Raw genomic sequence first — 739 nt, 5'->3', positions numbered from 1 at the left:
ATTTCAATAGATGATTTTAAAGATGAGAGCCATTTAAGTATACCTTCTTTCAAATCTGCTTTATCAGTACTTGTAAGAAATCACTTTGATGTTTCAGACCATCCAAGTTATTCCAAAGAAAAATTTTTAGCAGAAAAAGCTGTTATAGAACATAATTTTAGTAAAAAAATCAAGGAGTACGCAATGGCTTCTCTCATTACTGTTTATCATTGGAGGGGCTTTGGGCATAGTAAACAAAGCGTTTCTTTTTTTAAAAATGAAATTAACGAATATGGCAAGCAATACCTCAATTCTATGTATACGAAAGAAATGGAAGATATTTTAGAAGATCTAAATTCTTTCGACTTAAAGTTTCCAGAATCGGCATTAAATACCAAGTTACTCAGCAAATATGGAGACACTTTAACATTAGGTGAAATTTTTAACCGTTCAAATAAAAGGATAAGAGTTATAAATTTTTGGGCCAGTTGGTGTCCTCCTTGTATTAGTGAAATACAAAAAGCACAAAACTTTAGGGATAAACTATCAGTTGAAAATAACGTAGAATGGATTTACCTATCAATAGATGAAGATGAAAAAAAATGGTTAAAAAAATCAGAAGAACTTGAAAGCTATCTTAATGTCCGAAATCAATATTTAGTTATTAATGTTACAAATTCACCACTAGTAAGATATCTAAAAGTCCATTCGATTCCAAGATATATAATTCTAAATAAACAAAACGAGATTGTTTTAAATA

The 739-nt window shown here is 29.1% G+C and carries 1 protein-coding gene; it reads left to right on the top strand.

Going from position 1 to position 739, the window contains the following annotated elements:
* A partial coding sequence (locus tag ABD792_RS16780) for a TlpA family protein disulfide reductase (RefSeq protein ID WP_345007526.1) occupies nt 1–739 on the top strand: 739 nt, incomplete at both ends.

Source organism: Snuella lapsa, from assembly GCF_039539345.1.
Lineage (GTDB): Bacteria > Bacteroidota > Bacteroidia > Flavobacteriales > Flavobacteriaceae > Snuella > Snuella lapsa.
This window is presented reverse-complemented; position numbering and strand designations above follow the sequence as displayed.